This window comes from Hymenobacter armeniacus (assembly GCF_014699055.1).
GTDB classification, from domain to species: Bacteria; Bacteroidota; Bacteroidia; order Cytophagales; family Hymenobacteraceae; genus Hymenobacter; species Hymenobacter armeniacus.
In genome coordinates, this window is sequence record NZ_JACXAC010000004.1 from 537225 (window position 1) to 556878 (window position 19654).

At 63.8% G+C, this 19654-nt stretch carries 12 protein-coding genes and 1 pseudogene; 7 read left to right on the forward strand and 6 right to left on the reverse strand.

The features are described 5' to 3' along the window. Positions 1–178: 178 nt before the first annotated feature. From IC234_RS22260 to IC234_RS13595, 3 genes and pseudogenes are all read left to right on the forward strand, one after another. Positions 179–670, forward strand: a pseudogene (locus tag IC234_RS22260) (DUF6923 family protein); the annotation flags it as partial. Between the two features lie 201 nt (positions 671–871). Then, on the forward strand, positions 872–7225 hold the full coding sequence (locus tag IC234_RS13590; RefSeq protein ID WP_394354885.1) for a T9SS type A sorting domain-containing protein: 6354 nt from the start codon (positions 872–874) through the stop codon (positions 7223–7225). Between the two features lie 148 nt (positions 7226–7373). After that, positions 7374–8294, forward strand: a complete 921-nt coding sequence (locus tag IC234_RS13595; RefSeq protein ID WP_223827702.1) for an NAD(P)/FAD-dependent oxidoreductase — start codon at positions 7374–7376, stop codon at positions 8292–8294. Positions 8295–8300: 6 nt separating this feature from the next. On the opposite strand, the gene IC234_RS13600 is transcribed toward IC234_RS13595, so the two are convergent. Beyond that, positions 8301–8855, reverse strand: a complete 555-nt coding sequence (locus IC234_RS13600; RefSeq protein ID WP_190925500.1) for an RNA polymerase sigma factor — start codon at positions 8853–8855, stop codon at positions 8301–8303. 359 nt (positions 8856–9214) lie between these two features. Between IC234_RS13600 and IC234_RS13605 the strand changes: the two genes are divergently transcribed. Next, complete coding sequence (locus IC234_RS13605; protein ID WP_190925502.1) at positions 9215–9925, forward strand: alpha/beta fold hydrolase; 711 nt, start codon at positions 9215–9217, stop codon at positions 9923–9925. Positions 9926–9934: 9 nt separating this feature from the next. Here IC234_RS13605 and IC234_RS13610 read toward each other — a convergent pair whose 3' ends face one another. Then, on the reverse strand, positions 9935–12244 hold the full coding sequence (locus tag IC234_RS13610; RefSeq protein WP_190925504.1) for a patatin-like phospholipase family protein: 2310 nt from the start codon (positions 12242–12244) through the stop codon (positions 9935–9937). A 178-nt stretch (positions 12245–12422) separates the two neighbouring features. Continuing rightward, positions 12423–12797: a DMT family protein gene (locus IC234_RS13615; protein ID WP_190925506.1), complete on the reverse strand. Its 375-nt coding sequence runs from the start codon at positions 12795–12797 to the stop codon at positions 12423–12425. Between the two features lie 101 nt (positions 12798–12898). Between IC234_RS13615 and IC234_RS13620 the strand changes: the two genes are divergently transcribed. Then, entirely contained in the window at positions 12899–13816 is a 918-nt protein-coding gene (locus tag IC234_RS13620; RefSeq protein ID WP_190925508.1) for an ion channel, read from the forward strand. Between the two features lie 72 nt (positions 13817–13888). Here the strand turns inward: IC234_RS13620 and IC234_RS13625 are convergent, their stop codons facing one another. The 3 genes from IC234_RS13625 to ruvX all read right to left on the reverse strand — a co-directional run bounded on the left by IC234_RS13625 (position 13889) and on the right by ruvX (position 16158). Then, a complete protein-coding gene (locus IC234_RS13625) occupies positions 13889–14866 on the reverse strand; it encodes a zinc dependent phospholipase C family protein (protein ID WP_317173380.1) in 978 nt (325 codons plus the stop codon). 152 nt (positions 14867–15018) lie between these two features. Further along, on the reverse strand, positions 15019–15627 hold the full coding sequence (def, locus tag IC234_RS13630) for a peptide deformylase (RefSeq protein ID WP_190925511.1): 609 nt from the start codon (positions 15625–15627) through the stop codon (positions 15019–15021). A 105-nt stretch (positions 15628–15732) separates the two neighbouring features. Then, positions 15733–16158, reverse strand: coding sequence for a Holliday junction resolvase RuvX (gene ruvX / locus IC234_RS13635; RefSeq protein ID WP_190925513.1), 426 nt, complete (start codon positions 16156–16158; stop codon positions 15733–15735). 415 nt (positions 16159–16573) lie between these two features. Here ruvX and IC234_RS13640 point away from each other — a divergent pair, with 415 nt between their 5' ends. Continuing rightward, positions 16574–18250, forward strand: a complete 1677-nt coding sequence (locus tag IC234_RS13640; protein ID WP_190925515.1) for a S41 family peptidase — start codon at positions 16574–16576, stop codon at positions 18248–18250. A 157-nt stretch (positions 18251–18407) separates the two neighbouring features. Beyond that, positions 18408–19613 carry a homogentisate 1,2-dioxygenase gene (locus tag IC234_RS13645; RefSeq protein WP_190925517.1) on the forward strand — a complete coding sequence of 402 codons (1206 nt, stop codon included), beginning with the start codon at positions 18408–18410 and terminating at the stop codon, positions 19611–19613. The last annotated feature ends 41 nt before the right edge of the window (positions 19614–19654 follow it).

Consider the following 19654-nt stretch of genomic DNA (forward strand, 5'->3'; position numbering starts at 1 on the left):
AATTAACGGTGCTACGCCCGCACAGTATCCCCAGCTTGCCGCGGGCGTTATTGACGCAAACGGCATGTATTACGCCTCACCTCGTAACCTTGCCGATGCCTCTAACAAAAACAATCTGTTTCGTCTCGACCTAAGCCAGCCTACCGTTGCGGCCCGGCTCAACGCCGTGACGGTACCAATGGACTTTTACACCACTGCCAGCCCCACTGTTACCGTTACGCCGGCATCGACGCAGGATTTTAGCTTTATTGATATTGCGCTCAATCCCGTAGATAACTTACTGTATGGCGTTTACAGTCTGGGGTCGGTTTACAAGTTTGATTTTACGACTACTCCCGGCCGGGCCCGGGTTACGCGGGTTGGTACAGCACCTGGCACTTCTCCGAACTTGGGTTCGGTCTCCTTTGACTTGGCGGGCAACTTGTACGCCTATTCCAACGAAGGCGATTTCTACAGCGTCAACCTAACCACGGGCGCGGGTACCGATATTGGCAACGTGCCAACAGCCAGCGTAACCGACGGCGCTAGTTGCGTTAGCCCGAGCCAACGCATTGACGTCGTGAAGGAACTTTCCAATGTGGTAGCTATCAACGCGACAACATTTGATGTAACCTATACCATCCGCGTGAAAAACACTGGTACGGTTACGGCCACCAACGTGCAGATAACCGACTTCTTGAGAGGGGCAACCAACAACACCACTTTCCCTGCCTCCACCTCGGTCACCATCCAATCCATCGCTATCAATGCAAACGGCACTTCGTTGGCCTTGAACTCGGCATATACCGGCCAAGGCACTAACGGCGACCTCCTAACAGGCAACCAGCAGCTTACTGCTGGTCAAAGTGCGTCGCTTACTTTCACTGCCCGAGTGGTTTTTCCTGCTGGCGGCGTGCCCAGCACAGCTCAAAACAACCGGGCTTATGCTTCCAGCATCTCCGGTACCACGGCTAATCCTGGGTATTCGCTGCAAGGCACTAATGGCGTGCTCATTATCCCGCCCGGCGACCTGATTGCGACGGATGCTTCTACCAATGGCGCGGTATTGCCTGCCACGGCCAATGGCGATACCCCTTCGCCCACGCCGGTAACCTTTGCGCCGAGCATCTCGGGCACCGTGTTTGAAGACGTGAACTACGGCGGTGGCCTTGGCCGCTCGCAAGGCACCAGCAGCGGCGTAGGCCGCAGCGGCGCCCGCGTCGAACTCTACAACGTGACGGCTGGCGTGGCCACCTACAGCACCTTTGCCACCACTGCTGCCGATGGCAGCTACTCTTTTACTGGCCTGACCGCTGGCAACAGCTACGTGGTGCGCGTGGTGAACAACACCGTGACCAGCAGCCGCTCCGGCTATACGACGGCGGCGATTCCGGTGCAGACGTACCGTACGCAGGTAACCGCCGCGGGCGGAACTATCCCCGATGGAAACCGCGTGGGCGGTGAAGACCCTTCGCGCTACGATGCAGCTCAGGGTGGCACGGGCACCACGTTGGCATTCCTGGCGTCCGTAACCGGCATCATTGCCGAATCGCAGGCACCGATAGTCTTGGGCACGGCCGCAGCCGGTGCTCCGGCCGTGAACGTGGATTTTGGCTACAACTTCGATACCGTGGTGAACAACAACGACGTATCCACGGTAAGCGGCAACAACGCCCAAGGCTCCTTGCGGCAGTTCATCATCAACAGCAATGCGCTGGGCGGCGAAAGCACGCTGGCGCAGGTGTACACCGCCTCCAACGGCACCACCACGGCGCTGACGACGGGCCGCGAAACCAGCATCTTTATGATGCCCAACGGCACGGCGGTGGCCGGTCAGGTGGCCGGTCTTACGTCGGAATTCAGCGGCGGCGTGGCTACCATTACCCTCATCCCGGCCCTGCCGGCCATCACTGGTCCGTTGACCGTGATTGACGGCAGCACCCAAACCCGTTCCACCGGCAATACCAACGCCGCAGTGACCACGGCCGGCGCCGAATCTACCGGTCCGGAAGTGCTGATTGACCTCAACACGTCGCCTGGCCTGACTTTCTCGGGTGCTAACGAGGCACTGCTCAACATGGGCATCACCAATTCGCTGCTGGCCAGCAGCGGCGTCATCGTGAGTGGCACGGCCACCAGCTTGGACGTCATCGGTAACACCATTTATGGCAACGGGGTGAACATCTCCCTGCTGAGCGGTGCCAGCGGCAGCACAATTTCGGGTAACGTGATTCGCAGCTCGACCCGCGCCAGCGGCGGCGGCATTGTGGCACAGAGCGGCACCGGCACCAACACGTTCTCCCAGAACGTTTACGGGGGCAACAACGGCCTAGCCATCGACCTCACCAACGGCACGACCACGAACGGCGACGGCGTGACGCTGAACGACAACGGCGACGCCGACACCGGCGCCAACGGCCTGCTCAACTTCCCGGTGATTACATCGGCCACCATTTCGGGCACCAACCTCATTGTGAAAGGCTACGCCCGCAGCGGTTCGGTCATTGAACTGTACAGCGCGGCCGCCGACCCCACCGGTTTCGGCGAAGGCCGCACCTACCTGACCACCGTCACCGAAGGCACTTCGGACAATGACACCCGTACCGGCCTGAGCTACTCGGGCCTGGTTAACGGCCTCAACCAAGGTTCGGACAACTCGGCCAATGGTTTCAGCTTCAGCATTCCGTTGGCTTCGCTGCCGGGCGGCACGCTGGCGGCCGGAACCCTGCTCACCAGCACCGCTACGCTGAGCAGCGCCACTTCGGAATTCTCGGGCAACGTGGCCACCAACTTGGCCCCCGTGGCCAACGACGTGACCAACGATGCCCTGCCCACCAACAGCCCCGCGGTGGTCCTCAACCCCAACCTGTCGGCCACGGCCGATGGCGCCGGCAACACCATTGCTTCGTACACGGTGTTTGCGCCCGCCACGGGCGGCACGCTCTTCTTCAACGGCTCGGCCGTGTCGGCCGCCGGCACCACGGTGAACGCCAACCAGCTCGGTTTGCTGACCTTCCAGCCCACCTCGGGCTTCACGGGCAACGCCACGTTTAGCTACACGGCCACCGACAACAACGGCGTGGCATCAAACACGGCCACCTACACCGTGCCGGTAACGGCCGTGGCCAATGTGGCCACCACCATCACGGGTGCCAACCCCAACGCGGGCGGCACTTTGACTCTGGCGGCCACTTTCCGCAACCTCGGCCCGAACGACGCCCTCACGGTGACGCGCTTCGTGCAGCTGCCGGCCGGCCTTACCTCGAACGGAGGCACGGTGACGGCTGCGGGCGGCACCTACAACAACCTCACGGGCTTGGTAACCTTCGGGACCGTGTCTCCGCTGGCTTCGGGCTCGACGGCTCAAGACGTTTCCATTACGGTAACGAACCTGCCGGCTACCTACTCCACCATCACGGCCGTGTCGCGCATTGCGACCACCAGCGACGAGAACGGTGCCACCGCCAACAACGTGGCGCAGGTGACGCTGACGGTGAACCCGCAAAGCGACCTGACCACGACTCTCACGGGCCAGGCCAGCGTGGTGTACCAAAACCTCGCTACCTACGTGGTGACCACGCGCAACAACGGTGTGTCGCCGGCTGGTGCGGCCGTGCAAACGGTGCAGATGCCCTCGGGCCTGTCGGGCGTGTTCGCCACCAACGGCGGTACCTACAACAGCGGCAATGGCATTGTGACCTTCCCGGCCGTGGCCTTGGCCCCCGGCGAAGTGGTGACCAATTCGATTAGCTTCACGGCTCCCGGCACCGGCTATTCGCCTTCGGCGCTGGTTACGTTGACTTCGGCCACCGACACGAACCCAGGCAACAACACGGCTTATCTGAACGGGTCGGCCACTCCTGTATCCACGTCTATCGACACGGGCACGGGCGCTGGCACCAACGTGTACACGACCATTTCGGGCCCGGCCCAGGTTTCGGCCGGTGGCCCGCTGACTTACGTGGTGACGCAGGGCAACCGCGGCCCACTCACGGCGGCCAACGTGCAATCGCGCGTGATGCTTCCCGTGGGCCAAACCACCTCGACCATGACGGTGGACGGCGGCATTGCCACCCTGAGCGGCACCACGCTCACCTTCCCCAACGGCGCTACGTATTCGCAAACCACCGGCGTGCTCACGCTCCCAGTTATTGCCTCGCAAGGCAGCGCCGCTACTACTTCGTACAGCATCGTGCTGGACGCTCCGAAGGCCGGCACTTCGTTTGCGGTGAGCACCAACGTGACCACCACGTCGCTCGACCTCGTGCCGGCCGATAACGTGGCGACCACAGAGACGGAAATCCTCCCGGTGACGGACGTGGCCATCAGCATCTTCAACACCCGCGTCAATGGCGGTGGGCCGGCCACGAACAACGAAACGGCTGGCCAAATCGTGACGTACGGCGTGCAAACGGTTAACAACACGACCATCGCAGCTCAGAGCGTGCAACAGTCTGTGAACCTGTCGGTGGGTTTCGACCCCGCCACGTTGCAGGTGAACGGTGCTACGGGCACGGTAGGCGCCACCACCGTTACGTTTGCTTCGGGTGCGGTGTACACCATTGCCACCGGCACGCTGGTGCTGCCTGCCATCGCCAATCTGGTGGGCAACGGCACGGCGTTCACGACGGTGAGCTATGAGGTAAGCGGCAACGGCCCCCTGCGGGCCTCGGCTCAAGTTTCGACTACCACCACGGAGTCGAACTTGACCAACAATGCCTCGCAGTTCAACCCCTCCAACGGCAACACCGTGACGCTGGCAGTGGATGCCACTGTGCAGATTGCGGGCCCCGCGCAAGCGGTGGTGGGCAACCCGGTGCTCTACACCGTGACGACTTCCAACAACGGCCCGTCCACTTCGGGTACTACGGCCACCAGCCTCGTGCTGCCGGCCAACCTGGCTCCGGCTACCTTGTTGCTGAACAACGCCACGGGCACCTCGAACGGCACCACGGTGACGTTTGCCAACGGCAGCGTGTACACGCTCAGCACCGGCGCCCTCACGGCTCCGACCACCAGCCCCACGCTTACTCGCCCCGACGCGCCCGGTACCAGCTTCACGGTGCAGTTCCTTGCCCCTAACGTGACTTTGCTGCGCGTGACGGCAGCCGTTGCTTCTTCGGCCACCGACGTCAACTCGGCTAATAACTCGGCCCAAATCATCACGCCGCTCAGCACCTCGGCCCTGACCGGCCTGGACCTGGCCACCACCCTGACGGGCCCCACGACCCCGGTAGCCGGCTCCACTGGCCGCTTCACCTTGACGACGACCAATGGCACCGTGCAAGCGGCCACCAACGTGGTGCAAACCGTGTCGCTGCCTTCTGGCCTGCGCAACAACGGCGGCACCGTGACGGTGAGCGGCGGCGGTATCTACGACAACGCCACCGGCGTGGTGACCTTCCCGGCCACGGCCAGCCTGGCCACCAGCGGCAGCATCGTCAACACCATTGACGTCACGCTGCCGGGTACTTCGTTCACCGCCACGGCCACGGCCACGCTCGACAACCCCGATACGAACCCGGCCAACAACACGGCCGCCGTGCCGGTAACTCCGGCTTCCCGCGCCGATGTAACGACGGCCATCAGCGGGCCGGCTGCAGCCATGGCCGGTGCCACGGTGTCTTACGCCATTGTGACGACCAATAACGGCCCGTCGGCGGCCGGCAACACCACGCAAACCCTGAACCTGCCCGCCGGCGTGACTTCGTACAGCCTCAACGGCGCTTCGCCTGTCGGCGGCAGTGGCACGGTGACCATTCGCGCGGCTGGCACCCTGGCAGCGGGCGCTTCGGAAACGGTGATTGTCTCCTTCGCAGCTCCCACGGCCAATTTTGTGGTGCGCACCGACGTGACCACCACCACCACCGAAACCACTCCCAACGCCACCAACACCGCTTCGGTGTCGACCAGCGTGCTGAACCAGCGCCCGGTGGCCTACGACGTGGTGAACACTTCGATGACGCCCGAAGGCAACACGGCCGACCGCCAGTCCATCTCGCCCTTCGTCGTGACCGACGCCGAAAGCACCGTTATCTCGTTCCAGCTGGTGAGCATCCCGAACGCCACCACGCAGGGCACCCTGTACTACACCAACGGCGGCACCCCTACGGCCATCACCACGGCCAACTTCAGCAGCCTGAACCTGACGCTGACTCAGATGCAGAGCCTGTCGTTTGACCCGGTGAGCAGCTACGTGGGCACGGTGGCCTTCACCTACACTGGCACCGACCCCCAGGGTGGGGTTTCCAACACGGCTACCTACACCCTGGCCGTGGGCGCAGACAACAACTCGGTGTATGCCCGCACGCCTAGCAAAGGCGGCAACGCTAACAAGTACGCGGCGGGCGATGTGCTGGCCTACGGCATCGACATCAACGGCGCGCAGTACAACACGGCCGGGCTGATTTACGATGCCACGACCGGCAAGGCACCCGTCACCGGCACCGGTGCCGTGAACAACGGCATCCAGTCGGCCTCCATCAGCGCCGCCGACGTGACGCTGCTGGCCACTTACGGCATCGCCTTCAGCACGACCACGGGCCTGTTCACGGTATCGGACCCCACCAAACTGCCGCGCTTGGGCATTACGCTCCCCAGCATCAACGTGACGACGATTGACACCAAAGGCGGCACGAACGTCGTTCCGGTGACTATCATCACGGGCGCGGTGCCGCTGCCGGTGGAGCTGAAAGAGTTTGCTGTGACGACCGTGAAAAACATCGACGCCGCCCTGACCTGGACCACGGCTTCGGAGAAGAACAACGACCATTTCAACGTGGAGCGTAGCCTCAACGGCACCGACTTCGTGCAAATCGCACAGGTGAAAGGACAAGGCTCGACTGCTACCAGCACCAGCTACGCCCTGACCGATGCCGGCATCGGCAGCAAAGCCACGGGCCAGGTGTACTACCGCCTGCTGCAGGTGGACGCCGACGGCACGAGCACCTACTCGCCGGTGCGCACGGTGACCTTCACCAAGAGCGCCGTTGAACTGGGCATTGCCCTCTCGCCGAACCCCGCTTCGGGCCGCACGCAACTCGACCTGACCTCGCTGCCCACCGGTACCTACCAGGTGAGCGTGCTCGACGCCACGGGCCGCACGGTGCTGAGCAAAGTGCTGCCGGCCGGTCTGGCGCACGCCCTCGACCTGAACACCATCGCCAGCGGCACCTACGTGGTGCTGGTACGTGGCCAGAACGGCGGCCAGGTAGTGAACTTGACCAAGCGCCTCATCAAAGAATAACGGATGAGCGACTGCCGGCTTGCCGGTGCATGAAAAAGCCCTCCCCACGCCGGGGAGGGCTTTTTTTATGGCTGCGGCGCCGGCCGGCGCAACCCCGGGCCCTCCCGGCCGGTTAGACCAATCCGGACAGGGACTGATTTTGACTTTGATGCAATACGACGTGTTGATAATTGGCGCGGGCAGCGCCGGGCTGGCGGCGGCCCTCACGCTGGGGCGCTGCCTGCGCCGGGTGCTGCTGGCCGACGGCGGGCGCCCGCGCAACGAATGCTCGCCCGGCGTGCACGGCTTTCTGACCCGCGACGGCGTGACGCCGGCCGAACTGCTGCGCCTGGGCCACGAACAGCTGCGTCCCTACGAAACCGTGGAAGTGCAGTGCGTACGCATCGAGCGTGTGGTGCCGGAGGCGGGCGGCTTCCGGGCTACCGGTCGCGGCACCGCCGACGACGCGCCGCTTAGCATCACGGCCCGGCGGGTGCTGCTGGCCACGGGCGTGACCGATGTGCTGCCGCCGCTGCCGGGCTTTCGGGAGCTGTGGGGGCGGGGCGTGCTGCACTGCCCGTATTGCCACGGCTGGGAGGTGCGGGAGCAACCCCTGGCCGTGTACGGGCAGGGCCGCACCGTGACGGGCCTGGCCCTGCTGGTGAGCCGCTGGAGCCCCGACGTGGTGGTGGTGACCAATGGCCCCGGCCACCTCACACCGAATGCCCGGCGCCGCCTGCGCCGCCATCACATCCGCATCAACGAGGAGCCTATTGCCCGGCTCGTGGGCACCGACGAGCGGGACTTGCGCAGCATCGAGTTTGCCGATGGCAGCCAACTGGCGCGCGCCGCGCTGTTTCTGCACGCGCCCCAGCTGCAGCGCAGCACGCTGGCCGAAGAGATGGGCGCCCGCATCACCAGCAAAGGGGCCGTGTGGGTCGATTCGGGCCTGCAAACGTCGGTGCGCCACGTATACGCCGCCGGCGACACCACGCCCGGTGCCCAGCAGGCCCTGATAGCCGCCGCCGAAGGCAACCGGGCCGCCATTCTCATCAACGAAAGCCTGACACGCGAGGAATGCCCGCGCTGAACCACGCTACCGCACGAGCTGCGACAGCGCCTGCAGCGCAGCGCGGGCCCGCGTCTTGACGGTGGCTACCGGGATGCCGAGCTGCTCGGCGGCTTCGGCCTGGGTGCAGCCGCCGAAATACAGCAGGTCGATGACCTCGCGCTGGCGCGGCTTGAGGCGCAGCACGAACTCGCGCAGGCCAATGTGCTCGGGGTTGAACGACGCGGGCGCCGGGGCCCGCTGCGCCCTGCCCACTTCCAGGGAGCGGTTGGCGCTATGGAAGCGGTGGCGCGGGCTGCGCAGGGCATCGATGGCCTGGTTGCAGCACACCCGCACCATCCACGTGAAAAGACGGCCGCGGCCGGCGTCGTAGCGGTCGATGCTCAGCCAAACCTTCAGGAGGCCTTCCTGCAACACATCCTGGGCGAGGTTTTCGTCGCGCACCAGGCGTAGAATGACCGTGAACAGGTTGCGGGAATAGTGGTCGTGGAGGAGTTGTAGAGCTTGTTCGTCGCGGGCCAGGAGGCGCTGCACCAGCGCTTCCTCGTCGGCCGCTGCTAGCAGCGCCAGGGTTGATTTCATACAGGACAACAGCCGGAGCCAGCCCAAGCCCGGGCGGCAGCGGTGTTAAGGATAGAAAATGTGGACTTGAATAGTAAGGGTTTAAAACGGATAATGGCGAGGTTAGGCGACGGCCGCGAATAAATAATTTTGGCTTAAAGCCGGTATGGGGTAAGGATAGTCAGGTAGGGCGTTGGGTCAGACCTACGACAAGACGCGGGCGAGCGGATTTGGTGGATGTGGAAAAGCCTGGGGCGGTGGGCAACTCACGCATCGCGAGCCTCTGTATTTCGGCGCTCCGGCAAACAAGTAGGGGCAGGTGCTGCTTACGCTCTGGCCCGCGCCAACTCAACCGTAGCGTGGGCGTGGCCATTCTGCTTATGACTCCTACCATTGTTGCGCTGCATTGCTGGGCCAGCTCGGGCCGCGAGTACGACCTGCTCGGGCCGCTGCTGCCCACCGGCGTGCGCCTGCTTGCGCCCAGCCTGCCGGGCTTCGGCGGCCAGCCCGTGCCCGCCGATTTTGATTATTCGGTGCGGGCTTATGCCGACTGGATTGCCGCGTTCATCGCGCAGCACGAGGTGGGCGAGTTCACGCTCATTGGCCACAGCATGAGCGGCAAAATGGCTTTGGCGCTGGCGGCCCGGCGCCCGGCGGGCCTGCGCCGGCTGGTGCTGCTGTCGCCCTCGCCGCCGCCGGGCGAGCCCATGTCCGACGAAGACCGGGCCGCCTCCGTGGCTGCGCACGGCAAGCCCGAGGAGGCCGCCAAAACCTTCGAGAAGATAACCCGGCGCCCGCTCGCGCCCGAGCTGCGGGCCCACGTCGTCGCCGACAACCTACGCACCACGAAAGCCGCCTGGACCCACTGGCTGCTGGAAGGCGCTCGCGAAGACTTCAGCGCCCTCATGCCCCGGGTGGCGGTGCCCTGCCACCTGCTGGTGGGCGAAGCCGACCCCGCCATTACGCCCGATACCCAGCGCCGGCTCACGCTGCCGCTGCTGCCGGCGGGCACTCCTTTTCAGGTGGTGGCCGGCGCCGGCCACCTGCTGCCCCTGGAAGCCCCGGCCGAAGTGGCAGCCGCCCTCAGCTGAGCCCCTCGCTTATTCCAGCGCCCGGCTCCGAAACAGCAGGAAGCCCAGGTGCCCATAGATGCCGAAACGTTCGGCCGGGTCGTCGTAGAAGCGGGCATGCACGGCCAGCGGGCCCACCGGCGTCTGAAAAATCAGGCCCGTGCTGGCCGTCACGCGCGGGCGGTCGAAGCCGGCGCGGCGAACGGGCGCCTGAAGCTCGCCCTGCCGCAGCGGCTGGGCGTTCATGTGCGCGTACACTTCGGTGCGCCATTCCAGCTTTTTCAGGAATGGCTGGGTGTAGCGCAGGCCCACGGCGCCGTAGCGCGCCGAGCGGTAGGCGTCCAGAAACAGCGTACGCGAGTCGGGCAAGGGCGCAAACACCGGCGCCATGGTTTGCGACGAGCGGAAGGTGGTGAACAGCGGCTGCGTGCTCACCATCAGCTCGCCGAAGTAGCCCCAGGCGTGGCGTTCTTTTTTCAGGGTGAAAAACCGCTCCACCGTGGCCCGGAACTGCAGCCACTCGCGGTGCTGGGTGTTGGCCAGCTGCTCGGCCGTGGAGCCGGGCGTGTAGGTCGCCGAGCCGGTCACGGCGCGTAGCGTGTACACGTAGCGGTGGCCGCTGGTGGCGTACTGCTTGCGGTTGAGGGTGTTGCGGGCCAGGCGCAGGGCCGCCGTGGCGCCCCGAAACACGGTGGCGTCCAGCACGTCGGCCGATTTGATTTCGGTGGAATTGGTGTACTCGTCCTTGGTCACGAAGGTGGCCACGTCGAGCAGCAGCCGGCTGCGGTAGGTGGGGCTGATGCCGAATTGCCCGCCGAGCTTAGTGTCCTGCTGGCGCACCTGCGTGTTCAGCACGTCGCGCCCCAGCACGCCGCCCGTGTTCTGGTAGTCCCACTGGTTGTAGGTCACTTCGGGCTCGAAGAAATAGGCAAACTTGGCCGGGATGTTGACGCGGAACGAGCCGTGCGCGCCGTTGTAGAAGCGGCCCAGGCTCACGTCGGCCGAGGCCGTGTAGAGCAGCCGGCGCAGGTAGCGGTACTCCACCCCAAAAAACAGGTTGTCGATGGGCCGGTTCGAGAGCACGAAGCCCACCTCGGTGCTCACGTTGTTGTTGCGCTGGGCATCCACGCTGAACACGTAGCCTTTGCGGGCCGCGTCGTAGCGAATGCGCGGGTAAATGTTCTTAAAGTAGTCGTCCGACGCCAGCCGGTAGTAGCCTTCCTCGATGTCGTCGAGCGAGTACTCGCTGCCGCTTTTCCGGAAAAACCGGGCCGCATACTCGTTCTGGTCGGGCCGCAGGCCGTTCACCTTCACCTGAATGAAACGCGGCTTGGGCGCCAGCGCCTGGAACGCCAGCCGCCGCTGCTGCAGCGAAGTAGAATCGACGCGGCGCCCGATGCGCTGCTTTATCTTGTCCATGTTGCGCAGGGCGGCCGTGTCGCCCTCGGCAATGAAGTCCTTCACCCGGTCGAAGTCGCCCACGCCCATGCCTTCGAGGTCGGGCTGGATGTAGATGCCGTTGCGGCCCACGCTGCCCGTGTCGGCCACGCTCGTGCCCAGGAAGGCCACGGTGCTGGCCAGCAGCTGGTCGTCGTTTTTGGGGTACTTCTTGAAGGCCACGTCGCCCACGTTCACCCCAATGATGATGTCCGGGGCGAAGGTTTTCTTCATGGCGCTGGTGGGGAAGTTGTCGTACACGGCGCCGTCGTAGTAGTACTTGCCGTCGAGGTTGCGGATGGGCCGAAACGCCAGCGGAAACGACATCGAGTTGCGAATGGCGTCCGAAAGCGAACCCTTGCTCTGCTCCACCACCTGCCGCGTGAATACTTCCGAAGCCATGCAGCGAAAGGGCACAAACAGCTTGTCGAAGTCGTAGCCGCTGCTGGCCGAGGCCGGCGCCAGCAGGCGGGTCAGGGCCAGGTTCAGGTTCAGGTCGTTCACCAGGTTGGTGCTCACGCGGGCTTTGAACGTGGAGTCGATGGCAATGCCGAGGCGCAAAGCCGAGGGCGAGGGCTCGGCCGTTAGGAAGTTGAAGGTCTTGCTTTCCAGCGGCTTGCCTGAGGTCCAGTTCTGAAACTCGGGGCTGAGCACGATTTGCTCAATCTCGGCCGGGGAGTAGCCGGCCGCGTACATGCCGCCCACCACCGCGCCCATGCTCGTGCCCACGATGTAGTCGATGGGAATGTGGTTCTTTTCCAGCTGTTTCAGCACCCCGATGTGGGCCAGGCCTTTGGCCCCGCCGCCGCTGAGCACCAGCCCCACCTTTTGGGCCTGGGCCGGCAAGAGAGCAAAAACCGCCAGCACCAGCGCCGGCAGCATTTGAGAGGAGAAAAAATTCATACACGAACAGAAAAGTAAATCCCGGGCTCGGCCCGTGCCGCTGGTACGCCGCAGCCCACGGCGAGGTTTTAAGCTAACCCAATGCCGGTGCGTCGCTTTGGCTATCAGGTATTTGAATTGCAGAGAGAATGAGCTTTGGCCGCCAGTGGCCGTGTGGGGCTTGGCCGCGGGCCACCGCTCACCACTTCTTGAAAATGACGTACACCGCCGCCACCAGCAGCCCGAAGCCCACGAGGTGGTTCCAGCCCAGCTTGTCGGTTTTGAACACGAACACGGCGCACACCGTGAAAACAGTCAGCGTGATGACTTCTTGAATGACTTTGAGCTGAAACAGGCTGAACGGCCCGCCGTTTTCCTCGAACCCCAGCCGGTTGGCCGGCACCTGGAAGATGTATTCGAACAAGGCCAGCCCCCAGCTCACCAAGATAACCCCAACCAGCCCCAGTTTGGCAAACCAGGCCATTTTTTTGAATAAGTGCAGGTGCCCGTACCAGGCAAACGTCATAAACAGATTGGAAATGGTGAGCAGCACCAGGGAAAACACGCCTTTCATGGGGGGAAACAGGGGGTAGGGATAAGAAACTATGTCCAGTACGTGAGGTCGAGCTTTCTGAGCCATGCCGTTCTTTTGCTTTCTCATTCTTGCTTCTTTGCATGCGCACCCTCGACCCCGGCATCGGCGAAAAATTTTCGCGGCGCACCAAGCGCGCCATCAACCACGACGGCTCGTTCAACGTGCGCCGCCGCGGCGGCCCGCACCGCCACGACCCCTACCAGTGGCTCACCCGCATGGACTGGTGGCCGTTCATCGGCTTGCTGGTGTTGTTTTTTAGCGTGCTGAACGTGGTGTTTGCCCTCATCTACCTCGCCTTGGGCCTCGAAAGCCTGCCGGGCGTGATGGCCCCGCGCGGCTGGTGGCAGGACTTTCTGAGCGCGCTGTTTTTCTCCATTCAAACCTTCACCTCGGTGGGCTACGGGCACGTGTACCCGGCCACCAACGGCTCGGGCTTCGTGTCGAGCATGGAGGCGCTGGTGGGCGTGCTCTCCTTTGCGCTGGCCACGGGCTTACTCTACGGACGGTTTTCGCGGCCCACGGCGCGCATTTATTTCAGCCGCACGGCCATCATCAGCCGGCGGGCCGACGGCACGCCCTGCCTGCAGTTTCGCATTGCCAACCAGCGCGCCAACGTGCTGATTGACTTGCAGGCCCGCGTGCTGCTCAAGAGCGTGAACGAAACCACCAACGACCAGACCTACGCCCTGCTGCCGCTGGAGCGCAACGCCATCAGCTTCTTCCCGCTGAGCTGGACGCTGGTGCACGACATCACGCCCGACAGCCCGCTCCATGGCCTCCAGCCCGCCGACTACGCGCGCCTCGACGTCGAAATCATCGTTCAGCTCAAAGGCTACGACGACACCTTTGCGCAAGACGTGCACGCCCGCAACTCCTACACCCACGACGAGATAGAATGGCACCGCCGCTTCGTGCGCGCCTATGAGGTCGACGACGACGGCATTGCCGTGCTCGATTTAGACCAGCTGCACACGACGGAGGCCTTGTCCAATGGGTGAATGGGCGAATGAGTAAATGAGTGAATGGTATGGAAGAAGCGAAGAGAATTTCACCCATTCACCCATTGCAGCCTACTCATCGTGCCCCGGCGCCGACACCACGGGCTTGGCCGCGGCTTCCTTGGCTTCGCGCTCCAAGCGCTGCTTCTCGGTTTCAGAAGGCGTGCGCGGCAGCTGGCTCAGGTCGGGCGAGCCGCCGTCAACCCAGCAGGTAAACCAGAAGTCGCCAATCAGGGCCGCGGCGTAGCGCATCTGGCGCTCTACCTGGCCATTCAGGCGGGCGTGGTAAGCCCGGCTGAATTCCCGCGAATACGTCCGCACGGTGTTGTTGCCGCGCTGCTCGTAGCCAAATTTCTGGTCGCCGGCCGACTGCGCCGTCAGCTGCCGCTCAAACAGCAGCACCGAATCGACGGCCGCGTGCGAGCGAATGACGGCCGCCCAGATGGCATTCGTGGGATTGTCGAGGTACTCGGCCTTGCCGGTAAACAGGTCGTAGTCGGCGCTCAGCAGCTCGGGTAGCCGCGACTCCCACAGCCCGTGAATGCCGCGCTGGCCGGTGAGCTGGCCGTTGTAGTTTTTGGTGGTGTGCAGCGGCACGCAGGCATCGGCCACGTAGTGCCCCATGTCGGCCGATAGGCGCAAAATGCGGTCGGTGTCCTTGGCCTTAAAGGCGGCGGTGAGTTGGTTTTTCATGGCCACCACGTTCCAGGGCACAATGCCGTGGCGCTGCAGGGAGTCTTCGCCGTAGCGGGCCACGGCGTCGGCGTACTTGCGGGGCAGCTTGTACTCGGCGCTGTCGCCGTAGCGGTCCACGTCCAGAAAGTGCTTGGGGGCCTCGTCGGGCACCACGGTGCGGCGCGAGTCGGGCCGCGTGGCGTTCACCGTGAGGTACTCAATGTTGGCCTTGTAAAAGCCTATCATGCCCGGCGGCAGCGTGTACACGGCCAGCCGGTTGAGCAGGCGGTGACCAAAAAAGCCCCAGGCCTGGGCCCGGTAGGCCACAAGCACGAGGGGCAGACAAAACAGTAAAGCGTAGCCGTATTTTTTCACGGCAAACAAGGTACGGCGACGGCTGCGTAACTAATCAAAGAAGTAATGTAAAAATCTGTCATCCTGAGCGCAGCGAAGGACCTTATTACGTCAGGACAATAGCTGTTCCTCCGTGATAAGGTCCTTCGCTGCGCTCAGGATGACAGATTTGCCTAGCGCCGCCGGCCCTCGCCGGCAAACTTCATGCGGTAGTCATGCTTTACGTCGCCCTTGCTGATGCGGGCCAGTTTGCCCTTCAGCAGCTGCTTCTTAAAGCCCGACAGCTTGTCGGTGAACAAGATGCCCTCCAGGTGGTCGTACTCGTGCTGAATCACGCGCGCGGCCATGCCCGAAAACGCTTCTTCGTGCACCTGGCGGTTTTCGTCCTCGTAGCGCAGCACGATGTCGGCGTGGCGCGTCACCAGCTCCCGCACGCCGGGTATGCTCAGGCAGCCTTCCTCGAAGCCCCATTCCTCGCCGGTTTCGCTCACCATCTGCGGGTTCAGAAAGGCGCGCTTGATGCCCTGCTCGGGCACTTCGCCTTCTTCCAGCTCGGCCAGGTCTTCCTCGTCCAGCTCCACCATGGGGGCAGTGTCAATCACGAACAGGCGCACGGCCTTGCCAATCTGGGGGGCCGCGAGGCCCACGCCGTTGGCCGAGTACATGGTTTCGTACATGTCGCCAATCAACTGCTTGAGCTCGGCGGCGGGCAGGTCGGCGGGCAGGTTCTTGGCTTTGGTTTTCAGCACGGGGTCGCCGATGGCGACAATGGAGTAAATCATAGTAGTGGTCAGTTGTTCGTAGTCAGTTGTCAGGAGGCAGCCGCCGGTCGGTCGTTGTCGGCTGCCGACGCAATGGTCCGACAACCGACAACAAACAACCGACCGCTAAACTTCTCGCATCAGCGGCGATTCGAGAAAAGATTGCAGAATCAGCGTGGCGCTGATGCGGTCCACGGTGGCTTTGTCGCGCCGGGCTTTCTGGCCCAGGCCGCCGGCCAGCATGGTGGCGTGGGCCATGCGCGAGGTAAACCGCTCGTCGAGCTCGTGCACGGGCACGTCGGGCAGCTCGCGGCGTAACGTGCGCAGCAGGCCCACCACGGCGCTCGTCACGTCGGTGGGCTCGTTGAGCAACGTGCGGGGCATGCCCACCACGATGGCGCGCAGCGGCTCGCGCTGGTGGTAGGCCTTCACGTACGTCAGCAGGTCTTTGCTGTGAATGGTTTCGAGCGGCGAGGCAATGAGGCACAGCGGGTCGGTGGCGGCCAGGCCAACGCGCTTGTTCCCGTAATCGATGGCAAGAATGCGGCCCATGTGCCCGGTGTGCTTATGCGGAAAGGAAACGGCCGCCGTGGCCGCTGGTGCAAAGATACGGCAGGGGGCAGGGCCTAATCCGAAGCGCACCCGTTGCCGTACCTACCCGTCCTTCGGCGCTGGCATCGAGAAAGGCAGTACTGAACGGGTTTTTGCCCTGACTCATCGAAATCACGTCAATGATGAATTGGTAAAATCCTAAATTGCATCGTCAAAGAAGATGCACTTAAACATGTTTTTTAATTGCAATATCCCGTAAGTATTATCGGTTTATTTGCTTTTTGAATCTAAAATACTGTATTTATTAAAGAAATTGCCTTGTTGAGGTATGTTTGAGATGCCAACTAAGAAACTTTCAATAGTTTTGGTTTCAACTTACGGTTTATTCTATACGCTAACATCTATACTCTAATTAATGTCCGCTACCCTTCCCGATGCTTCGGAATCCGTCCGGCCGGCTGCCCGGCAGCGGCTGCGCGGGTGGCTACGCCAGGGCGCGCTGCTCACCCTGGCCCTGGCCTGCGGCGTGCTGGTGGCCAACAATCCCTTCCGGCCTTCGTCGGAAAACCCCGATGCCACGGCCCGCGGCTACCTGCGCTTCAAGGAAATTCTGAGCTACGTAGACCGCGACTACGCCGACTCCGTCGACACCGAGGGCCTGGCCGACTACGCCGTGGTGCAAATGCTGGAAAAGCTCGACCCGCACTCGGTGTACATCCCGGCGCGTGACCGCGACAAAACCGACGCCTTCCTGCAGAGCGACTACGACGGCGTGGGCATTGAATTCAACGTTTTCCGCGACACCATGACCGTGGTGGCCCCGCTCAGCGGCGGCCCCGCCGAGCAAGCGGGCGTGCAGCCCGGCGACCAGATTCTGAGCATCGGCGGCAAGCGCGTGTCGGGCGCCCACCTCACCACGGGCCGCCTCACCGAGCTGCTGCGCGGCCCGCGCGGCAGCAGCCTCACCGTGGAGCTGCGCCGCCGGCACCTGGGCCAGCCGCTGCGCCTGAGCATTGCGCGCAGCCGCATCACCAATTCGTCCATCGACGCGGCTTACCTGGTCGATGACCAGACCGGCTACATCAAGGTGAGCCGGTTTGCCTCGAACACTTACGACGAGTTCAAGGCCGCGCTGGTCGACCTGCGCCGCCAGGGCCTCACGCGCCTCGTGCTCGACCTGCGCGGCAACCCCGGCGGCTACCTCGACCGCGCCACCCGCCTGGCCGACGAGTTCATCGCCGGTTCGCGCAAAATCGTGTACACCGACGGCAAAGGCGAGCAATACGACTCGCAGACCTACGCCAAAGTAGCCGGCGAATTTGAGGAAGGCGCCCTGGTGGTGCTCGTGGACGAAGGCAGCGCCTCGGCCGCCGAAGTGGTGGCCGGCGCCCTGCAGGACCACGACCGCGCCATTCTGGTGGGTCGCCGCACCTTCGGCAAGGGCCTCGTGCAGCAGCCCATCTCGCTCAGCGACGGCGGCGAGCTGCGCCTCACCATTGCCCGCTACTACACGCCCGCCGGCCGCTCCATTCAGAAGCCCTACGGCGCCAACTACGCCGAATACAGCGCCGACGTGGCCAACCGCGCCGCCCGCGGCGAGCTGCAGTCGGCCGACAGCGTGAAGTTTGCCAAAGGTCTGCGGTTTCGCACCGACCACGGCCGCACGGTGTACGGCGGCGGCGGCATCATGCCCGACGTGTTTGTGGCCCGCGACTCGGTGGCCCACTCTGCCTATTACACCCGGCTGATGAGCCACGGCGTGGCCCGCGCTTTCGCCCTCAATTTCTACCAAAGCCACAAGGCCGAACTGGAGGGCCTGCGCTTTGAGCAGTTCAACGCCACGTTTCGCATCTCGGACGCGCAGCTGGTGAGCCTGGCCGCCCAAGCCGCGCAGGATGGCGTGAAGGCCGACGCCGGCACCGTGCGCCGCTGTGCCGCCCTGCTGCGCAACCAGCTGAAGGCCTACATTGCCCGCAGCGCCTACGGCACGGTGGCCTACTACACCGTGCTGCGCGAGCAGGACCAGGAGCTGCAGAGCGCCCTGCACGCCGTGAGCGACAGCTCGGCGCAGCTGGCGCTGCTGGGGAAATAACGCACCCCCAAGCGGTGTTTGGGTTCGGTTGAAATCGTTCGCTCTCGCACTGTCCGTGCCCAGGCACCGCTTGGGGGGGCGGCTGCCGGGTACGCGTTTTTCGTAACTTCACGGGCCCAACCGCAGGTCAGCGCAAGCTAATCCCACCCCCTGAGTTATGTCGTATTACCACCGCCTCGGCCAGATTCCGCGCAAGCGCCACACCCAGTTCCGCCAGCCCGACGGCTCCCTGTATTCGGAGCAGCTGGTGGGCACGCTGGGGTTTCACGGCGTGTCGTCGCTGCTCTACCACGTGCACCCGCCCACGCAGATTAAGCACGTGGGCGAGCCCAAACCGTATGCGCCCAAGCTGCTGAAGGACCGGCCGCTGCAGCCCGAGCACCTGCGCACGCTGGCCCAAACCACCACCGGCGGCGATTACCTGGCCGCCCGCCAAACCCTGCTCGGCAACGCCGACGTGACCATGAGCATCTGCAACCCCACGGAGAAGCAGATGGGCTACTACTACAAAAACGCCCAGGCCGACGAGGTAATTTTCGTGCACGAAGGCCGCGGCGAGCTGTGGAGCCAGATGGGTAAGGTGGCCTTCGAGCCCGGCGACTACGTGGTGGTGCCGCGCACCATCATCCACCAGCTGCATTTTGAAGAAGGCCCCGTGCGCCTCATGATTGTGGAATCGTTCAGCCCCGTGGAAACGGTGCGGCGCTACCGCAACCACTTCGGGCAGCTGCTGGAGCACTCGCCCTACTGCGAGCGCGACATGCGCCCGCCCACCGAACTGCTGCCGCACGACCAGCCCGAGGGCGACTACCTCGTGCAAGTGAAGAAGGAAGGCATGCTGCACCAGCTCACTTACGCCCACTCGCCCTTCGATGTGGTGGGCTGGGACGGGTATTTTTACCCCTACGCCTTCAGCATTCACGATTTTGAGCCCATCACGGGGCGCCTGCACCAGCCGCCGCCCGTGCACCAGACATTTGAGGGGCACAACTTCGTTATCTGCTCGTTCGTGCCGCGGCTATTCGATTACCACCCGCTCAGCATTCCGGCGCCCTACAACCACGCCAACGTGGATTCGGACGAGGTGCTGTATTACGTGGCCGGCAATTTCATGTCGCGCAAGGGCGTCGATTTGGCGTCCTTCACCTGGCACCCCACGGGGCTGCCGCACGGCCCGCACCCCGGCACCGTGGAGGCCAGCCTCGGCAAAAAGGAAACCCACGAGCTGGCCGTGATGGTCGACACCTTCCGCCCGCTCTACCTCACCGAAACCGCGCTGCCCTACGTGGACGCCCGCTACCCCATGAGCTGGAACCCCGGCTTCGTGCCCGACCCGCCCCGCTCGGCCGACCTAATGGACTAAGCCCGCCGGCCCCTCCCGGAACTTCCACCCCGGAATTTTTC

Bases quoted from the DNA above. Each gene is read 5' to 3' on its own strand.
- def (WP_190925511.1), bottom strand. From the start codon at position 15,627: ATGATTTACTCCATTGTCGCCATCGGCGACCCCGTGCTGAAAACCAAA.
- IC234_RS13610 (WP_190925504.1), bottom strand. From the start codon at position 12,244: ATGAATTTTTTCTCCTCTCAAATGCTGCCGGCGCTGGTGCTGGCGGTT.
- IC234_RS13600 (WP_190925500.1), bottom strand. From the start codon at position 8,855: ATGAAATCAACCCTGGCGCTGCTAGCAGCGGCCGACGAGGAAGCGCTG.
- IC234_RS13615 (WP_190925506.1), bottom strand. From the start codon at position 12,797: ATGAAAGGCGTGTTTTCCCTGGTGCTGCTCACCATTTCCAATCTGTTT.
- IC234_RS13595 (WP_223827702.1), top strand. From the start codon at position 7,374: ATGCAATACGACGTGTTGATAATTGGCGCGGGCAGCGCCGGGCTGGCG.
- IC234_RS13605 (WP_190925502.1), top strand. From the start codon at position 9,215: ATGACTCCTACCATTGTTGCGCTGCATTGCTGGGCCAGCTCGGGCCGC.
- IC234_RS13620 (WP_190925508.1), top strand. From the start codon at position 12,899: ATGCGCACCCTCGACCCCGGCATCGGCGAAAAATTTTCGCGGCGCACC.
- ruvX (WP_190925513.1), bottom strand. From the start codon at position 16,158: ATGGGCCGCATTCTTGCCATCGATTACGGGAACAAGCGCGTTGGCCTG.
- IC234_RS13645 (WP_190925517.1), top strand. From the start codon at position 18,408: ATGTCGTATTACCACCGCCTCGGCCAGATTCCGCGCAAGCGCCACACC.
- IC234_RS13640 (WP_190925515.1), top strand. From the start codon at position 16,574: ATGTCCGCTACCCTTCCCGATGCTTCGGAATCCGTCCGGCCGGCTGCC.